The following is a 6,987-nucleotide window of genomic DNA, read 5'->3' as shown; positions in this document are numbered from 1 at the left end:
AAGGCCGAACGCTTGGCGTTCGGCCTTTTTCGTTTGCTTGCGGGTGGAAGCAGTGCGCCAGGTTTCAAAACTAGCGAGTCACCACTCCCTGCTGCAGAGCCGCCGGCGGTTCCGGGTCCGAGGCGAAAACCTCGGTCAGACCGGTGCTGCTCAACAGTACGCCCGCGACAAAGACAACCACAGCGATTGTCAGTGCATCGGGTTTCATGGGGACCATCCTGTAAGATCGGCTGTTTTTGTTGTGTGCCTTGTTATCAGCGCTTCACCCCGCGTTAGATTCGCTTTAACGCAGAAGTTCCACAGTTGAGAAGATACTTTAAGAACGGCGAAATAGTAACCGGAAGGCGGGCGCTTTTTGTGACATTTGTCGCATTTTTGCGCAAAAAAGTTAGACAGTCTTGCCGCCCTGGTCTACGAGACGGCGACTTTATCCTGCCTGGCGGGGCGCGACTGCCAGTCGCGCCCCACCGCATCCATCAGCTGGCGAGGAAGAAACGGTAGGCGGGGTTGTCGGTTTCATCCCAGTAGGGGAACTGCAGCTGGTTCAACAACTCCCTGAGCTGCTCCCGCTCCCCTGGCGCCACCTGCAGTCCGGCCAGCACCCGACCATAGGCGGCACCGTGGTTGCGGTAGTGGAACAGGGTGATGTTCCAGCGCCCGGCCAGCTGCTCGAGGAATTTGCGCAGGGCACCCGGGCGCTCGGGGAACTCGAAGCGGTAGACCACCTCGTCGGTCAGGCCCGGCGCGCGCCCGCCGACAAGATGGCGGATATGCAGCTTGGCCATCTCGTTGTCGGTCAGGTCCGTCACCCGGTAGCCCCCGCCCTCCAGGTTCTCCACCAGCTGGCGTCGATCGGCGTCCGCGGCCACCTGCAGGCCGACGAAAATATGCGCCTCGCCGCTGTTGGCGTAACGATAGTTGAACTCGGTGATTGACCTGTCGCCCAGGTCGCGACAGAACTGCAGGTAGCTGCCGGCGCGCTCGGGAATGGTCACCGCCAGCACCGCCTCGCGCTTCTCGCCGATCTCGGTGCGCTCGCTGATATAGCGCAGGCGGTCGAAATTGGTGTTGGCGCCGCTGCACACGGTGGCCAGGGCGGCGTTGCGGCTGTCGCTCTGCTCTATGAATTTCTTCAGGCCCGCCAGACCCACGGCACCGGCGGGCTCGGCGATGGAGCGGGTGTCCTCAAAGATATCCTTGATGGCCGCGCAGATCTCGTCGGTGGTCACGGTGAGAACGCCATCCACCGTCTCCCGCAACACGCGGTAAGTCTCCTCGCCGATCTGCGCCACGGCGACACCGTCGGCAAACAAGCCCACTTGCGGCAGGCGCACCCGCTCGCCGCTGTCCAGCGCCGCCTTCAGGCAGGCGGCGTCCTCCGGCTCCACCGCGTAGACCTTCACCTCCGGGCGCACATACTTGATGTAGGCGGCCATACCCGCCGCCAGGCCGCCGCCGCCCACCGGAATAAACACCGCATCCAGGTTGCCCGAATGCTGGCGCAACAGTTCCATCGCCACGGTGCCCTGGCCGGCGATCACGTCCGGGTCGTCGTAGGGGTGCACAAAGGTCAGGTCGCGCTCGGCCACCAGCTCTTTCGCGCGCGCCGCCGCCTCGTCGAAGGTGTCGCCGTGCAACACCACCTCGGCACCGCGCATGCGCACCGCATTCACCTTGATCTGCGGCGTCGTCGTCGGCATCACTATGGTGGCGCGCACCCCCAGCTGGGCCGCACCCAGCGCCAGCCCCTGGGCGTGGTTGCCGGCGGAGGCGGCGATGACACCGCGGGCACGCTGCTCGGCGGGCAGTTGCAACAGCTTGTTGTAGGCGCCGCGCACCTTGAAGGAGAAGACCGGCTGCAGGTCTTCGCGCTTGAGCAGAATGCGGTTGTTGAACCTGTGTGACAGCTGGCGCATCGGCTCCAGCGGCGTCTCGGTGGCGACATCGTAAATGCGCGCGTCTAAAATGCGCTTGATATAGGACTTGGGCATGGCGTTTCGGTGGCCGTAGCGGATATAAATTCTGTGCGCGACTGCTTTCAGTATGCACTCTGACAAAGCTTGGGTAGGCGCTACACCGGCAGACCAGTCTAATCCTACGACAGCATCTTTGCTACCAGAAAGCCGCTTTCGCGCGAAATTTTCTCGCCCAACCGGCGGACATACACAAATAATTGCACAGGAAAGATTCCACAGAATGACTCAGGACGAACTGAAAAAGGCCACCGCCCGCGCCGCCGTGGACTATATCGCCCCCAAACTGGATGCCGATTCCATCGTCGGCGTCGGCACCGGCTCCACCGCCAACTTCTTTATCGACTACCTGGCGGAGATCAAGGGACAGTTCGACGGCACCGTGGCCAGCTCTGACGCCTCCGCCGAGCGCCTCAGGTCCCACGGCATTCCGGTCTACGACCTGAACAGCGTCGACGGCATCCAGTGCTATGTGGACGGCGCCGATGAGGCCAACCCGGCGCTGCAGCTGATCAAGGGCGGCGGCGCCGCACTGACGCGGGAGAAAATCGTCGCCGCTGTGTCCTCCGAATTCGTCTGTATCGCCGATGAGAGCAAGTGGGTGCCGCTTCTCGGCGACTTCCCGCTGCCGGTGGAGGTGATCCCGATGGCGCGCTCCCTGGTGGCGCGGGAGCTGGTGAAGCTGGGCGGTGACCCCGTCTACCGCCAGGGCGTGACCACGGACAATGGCAATGTCATCCTCGATGTGCACAATCTGAAGATCACCGAACCGAAAGCCCTGGAAGAGGCGATCAACAACATCACCGGCGTGGTCACCAACGGTATCTTCGCCCTGCGCCCGGCGGACATACTGCTGCTGGGTACCACCTCCGGGGTTAAGACCTTTACCGCCAAATAAGTTGTGTTGCCATGTGGAAAAACAATAACAAACGGATCCTCACCGCCCTGCTCCTCGCCTCTTCTGTGCTGGCGGGGGGCTGCGCCACCAGCCCGCCGAGCAATCCCGACGATATCTGCTCCATCTTCCGCGAGAAGAAGGGCTGGTACGGCGACGCCAAGGACGCCGAGGAGAAATGGGGCTCGTCGGTGGCCACCATGATGGCGATACTGCACCAGGAATCCCGTTTCGTGCACGACGCGCGCCCGCCGCGCACCAAGATCCTCGGCTTTATTCCCGGCCCGCGCCCCTCCGACGCCTACGGCTATCCCCAGGCCCTGGGCACCACCTGGCGCGGCTACCAGCGCTCCACCTTCAACTACAGCGCCGACCGCGACGACTTCAGCGATGCCATCGACTTCGTCGGCTGGTACAACAACAGCAGCGCGCGCCAGTGCCGTATCAAACCCCACGATACCTATCATCTCTATCTCGCCTACCACGAGGGACAGGGTGGCTTTAACAGGAGGACATTTAGAAACAAGTCCTGGCTCAAGAAAGTGTCCCACAAGGTCTCCGCCCGTGCCCAGAGCTACCAGCGACAGCTGAACAGCTGCGAAGCTTCCCTGAAGAGACGCAAGAAGTTCCTCGGACTCTTTTAACAGCGGCGTTCACCGTCGATAAAAATTCACACCGCTGGCGGCAAATGGCGCAACGCGCCGCTGAAAGTGTCTACCCTGAGCTGACAACCGGTCCCTTTTTGCACAGGTGACTGAAGTTGTGGCCCGGACTTTTGTCAGAATCCGGGCAAGCCCTAACTGACGCTGGGTGCTCCCTCGCCGAAGCAAAAGCGTCCTCTGACTTTTTCGAGGTGCACAATGAAAACTCCAGCTCTCTTCCTCACCGCACTGGCACTGCTCGCAGCCGTTCCATTCGTCCAGGCGCAGACGGATGCCGCCCAGGTCACCGCCGCACAAAAGGTTTCCTTCAGCGATCCACAATTACAGCAGTTCGCCGACGCCTACCGCTCTATCGTGATACTGAGCCGCGAGTACGCCCCCAAGGTCAAGGCCGCGACCGATATCGAGGAAGCCGAGGCGTTGAACCGGGAAGCACAGGGAAAGATGGTCGATGCGATCAAAAAGAGCGGGCTTTCAAAAGAGCTCTATCAACAGATAGCGACCAGCCTCAAGTCGGATCCGGCACTGGTGGAAAGAATCAATAAAATGCTGCAGCAGGGGCAGCCACAGCAATAGATTGAAGACGCCGCGGTCCCAGTGCACCGCGGCAAATTCGTCAGTTACAGCTGGACGGCCCTATGTCCACCCAGACACCGGCCGCACCCGGCTCATCGCCGCGGGTCCACCACTGGGCGCGGTAGCGCCTTCCCTCGTGATTCACCTCGTCACCGCCGTTATAGGTGGCATCCGCACTCCAGGGCACTTCCACATCGCTGACCAGCGTCCACTGGGGCGCAACAGCACTGGGCGCATTGCCCTGGGTCCAGTAATTGGCCTGCCATACCAGCTGGCTGTGACTCACCTGGTCGCCTCCCGTATAAATAGTGCCACTGTCCCAGGCCGGGAAATTGCCCGCATTGGGATCCACCATTTCGCAACCGCCAGCGGCGGCGTCCTCGACGGTCACCGCCACTTCGGCGTAAGTAGTATCAGTGCCGTCACTGACCGCCACGGTGACCGTGTAGCCGGTATCCACATCCACCTGGGGGGCCACCAGGCTCGCGTTGGCACCGCTGCCGTCGACCAGGGTCAGGCCGGGCGCGCTCCACTGGTATGTGAGCGGATCGCCATCGGGATCGCTGGCGTCGGCAACCAGCTCGAAACTCTCGCCCTCGGCGACGGTTGCACTGGCGGGTACTGAGACCAGCGGTGCCCGGTTGCCACCGGTGCCCTCCAGCAACAGATCGGCCGCAGCGCGCAGGTCCGGGTGGCTACCGATGACGGTGTCATCGCCATTCTGCATCGGATAACCGGTCAGGCTCACCAGGTCGCGCATCTCGCCGGTGCCCAGTGCCCCCAGGCCGGCAGCGCGGGCGATACCCTGCAGGCTGGCCACGGCGCCGGAGACAATCGGGTTCGCCGATGAAGTGCCGCTGAAGGTGGCCGTGTATTTTGCGTTGGGTTCGTTGTGCAGGCTGCCGTAACCCGTAGTGGTCACATTCCAGCCCCAGGAAAACACATTTACCCGTGCGCCGTAGTTACTGAAACTGGCGCGCAGCCCGTTGGCCGGATCTGCCGCGCCCACCAGGAAACTGCCGGAATCCCGCCGGGCCGGATCGAAGCGGCCGTTGAAATAGCTGTGATCCAGATTGATATTGCCGTTGCCGGCCGCGGCCACCACATGCACCCCCAGTTCCTGGGTAATGTAGCGCACCGCGTCGTAGGGACCGTCGTAGTAGTCCAGCGGCATATAGCAGCTGCTGCCGCAACCGATGTGCTGGTCCAGGCTGTCGTGACGGTAGTGAATACCCACTTGCATCACACTGCCCGGCGGCAGCTGCTCCGCGGCCTCGATCATGCGGTCCACACCGTACTTGGCGTAACCCAGGCGCGCGCCGTGGGCGATACCGGTGGTGCCGAAGCCGTTGTCGAGGGAGGAGATGATGCCGGCACTGGCCGTATCGTGGCCGTCAATCACATAGTCGCCCACCACCATAAACGGCTGCGGCAGATCCACGTGGTTGTTGTTGAAGGCACCTATCTCGTTGCTGACTACATCCACGCCACTGCCGTCGCCGCCGGGCAGTGTCCAGGCGTAGTGGGCATCCACGCCGCCCAAAACGTAACTGTCATTCGGGTTGCCCTCCCGGTCGTATAGATAGCCCTGCCGGTCGCTGAAATCGGGCACCGCGGCCGGCTCGGCAACGGCGGCGGGTTCCGGCTCTGGCTCGAAGTACACCAGTTCGACATCGGCATTGCCGGAGAGGGTGGAGACCAGGTTGTCGATCTGCGCCTCGCCGGCACCCGCGGGAACCGGCATCTCGAAATAGCGATCCAGGCGGAAGTTGCGGTAGGCCAGGCTGCGGTCTATGGCGCGCGAAGCAAGAGAGGCGCGGCCGGCGCGCAGCGGGAAGCGCGCCTTCAGCTTGCCATTGCCGCGCAGCTGGCCGGCCCGCTGGGCGTAACTCAGCTCGACATAGGGGTGAGCCACCTCCTTGAACCGCACCACCAGCTTGCCGTCGGCGGCCCAGGCGCCGCCGCATGCCAGGCCAACGGCCAATGACACCGCTGTCATTCTCAGGTATTTATTTTTCATATTTTCGCCTCCCGAGGGAAATTGTTTTCACAGGCGTGATGACTCACACCTTTCGGGAAGGTAATACAGCGGTACGAAGAAAACTGGACCCGTTGGCCAGACTGTGCGCCTGGGCCCAGAAACTGTGTGAAGGGGTCCGAAAAGCGGTCGGGTTTATGTCCGCAATATTACAGCGGGGGAAGCTGCAGCACCGCGCGGATTTCGCGCAGGTGTTTCTCCACCCAATGCCGGTCGAAGGAACCCCAGTCCCGCAATTCGTAATAGCCGTCGTTGTTGCGCACCCCCTCCTGCACGAATTCCACCCGGGTACCGTGGCCCGGCAGCCCCTTGGCGATAATGTCCTGCACCGTGCGCCGCGGCCAGCCGGTGGCCTCTTCCAGGGCCGGGTTATTGGGTTTCGGCAGCCGCTCGATCAGGTGCGCGATCAGCATGCGGCGGCAGATGGTGGGGTTGAGTTGCTGCTGAAGATCCGTTGTCACTGTGCATCTCACGTCAGTAGGGAGATCCCATTTGTAGCACATTGACCTCCCGGAGTCGCGGCAGGCATAGACCTGCCATCCTCGACGCAGCTTCGGCGCCTTGGATCCAGCCCCACAAACCGCCCAAACCTGACTTTCGCGGCCGCTTTGCGCATAATCCGGATTCCACATCAGCGGATACACGCTGCGAGCAGAATAATTGGTGCCCTGTATCACGCTAAATGCGGTTATCAGAGCCCCCCAAATTGTTCACAGTTAGGCGCCGCTCGTAGGAAATGGCAGGCCCTTTTCAAGAGTGGCAACGCAGCTGTGGACGATTTGGGGGGCTCCCTACGGGCGGGGAGGTGATAAAAAACCCATTGTGGGGGGTGGTCTTGTTGTT

The 6,987-nt window shown here is 62.2% G+C and carries 7 protein-coding genes; 3 read left to right on the top strand and 4 right to left on the bottom strand.

Going from position 1 to position 6,987, the window contains the following annotated elements:
* Positions 1-70: 70 nt before the first annotated feature.
* On the bottom strand, positions 71-208 hold the full coding sequence (locus tag IG627_RS00610; protein ID WP_193189208.1) for a hypothetical protein: 138 nt from the start codon (positions 206-208) through the stop codon (positions 71-73).
* A gap of 268 nt (positions 209-476) precedes the next feature.
* The gene (ilvA, locus tag IG627_RS00605) at positions 477-1,991 is read right to left on the bottom strand and encodes a threonine ammonia-lyase, biosynthetic (RefSeq protein ID WP_193189207.1); all 1,515 of its coding nucleotides are present in this window, start codon (positions 1,989-1,991) and stop codon (positions 477-479) included.
* A 205-nt stretch (positions 1,992-2,196) separates the two neighbouring features.
* Between ilvA and rpiA the strand changes: the two genes are divergently transcribed.
* The 3 genes from rpiA (at position 2,197) to IG627_RS00590 (ending at position 4,106) form a co-directional block, all read left to right on the top strand.
* Entirely contained in the window at positions 2,197-2,871 is a 675-nt protein-coding gene (rpiA, locus tag IG627_RS00600) for a ribose-5-phosphate isomerase RpiA (protein ID WP_193189206.1), read from the top strand.
* Between the two features lie 11 nt (positions 2,872-2,882).
* Positions 2,883-3,512 (top strand): transglycosylase SLT domain-containing protein, encoded by a 630-nt coding sequence (locus IG627_RS00595; RefSeq protein WP_193189205.1) that lies wholly within the window; start codon positions 2,883-2,885, stop codon positions 3,510-3,512.
* A gap of 216 nt (positions 3,513-3,728) precedes the next feature.
* Entirely contained in the window at positions 3,729-4,106 is a 378-nt protein-coding gene (locus tag IG627_RS00590; protein WP_193189204.1) for a DUF4168 domain-containing protein, read from the top strand.
* Positions 4,107-4,146: 40 nt separating this feature from the next.
* Here IG627_RS00590 and IG627_RS00585 read toward each other — a convergent pair whose 3' ends face one another.
* Positions 4,147-6,126, bottom strand: a complete 1,980-nt coding sequence (locus IG627_RS00585; RefSeq protein ID WP_193189203.1) for a S8 family peptidase — start codon at positions 6,124-6,126, stop codon at positions 4,147-4,149.
* A 167-nt stretch (positions 6,127-6,293) separates the two neighbouring features.
* A complete protein-coding gene (locus IG627_RS00580) occupies positions 6,294-6,605 on the bottom strand; it encodes a helix-turn-helix domain-containing protein (RefSeq protein WP_319024454.1) in 312 nt (103 codons plus the stop codon).
* Positions 6,606-6,987 lie beyond the last annotated feature (382 nt).

The sequence above is a fragment of the Microbulbifer taiwanensis genome (assembly GCF_014904815.1).
Classification (GTDB): Bacteria; Pseudomonadota; Gammaproteobacteria; order Pseudomonadales; family Cellvibrionaceae; genus Microbulbifer; species Microbulbifer taiwanensis.
This window is presented reverse-complemented; position numbering and strand designations above follow the sequence as displayed.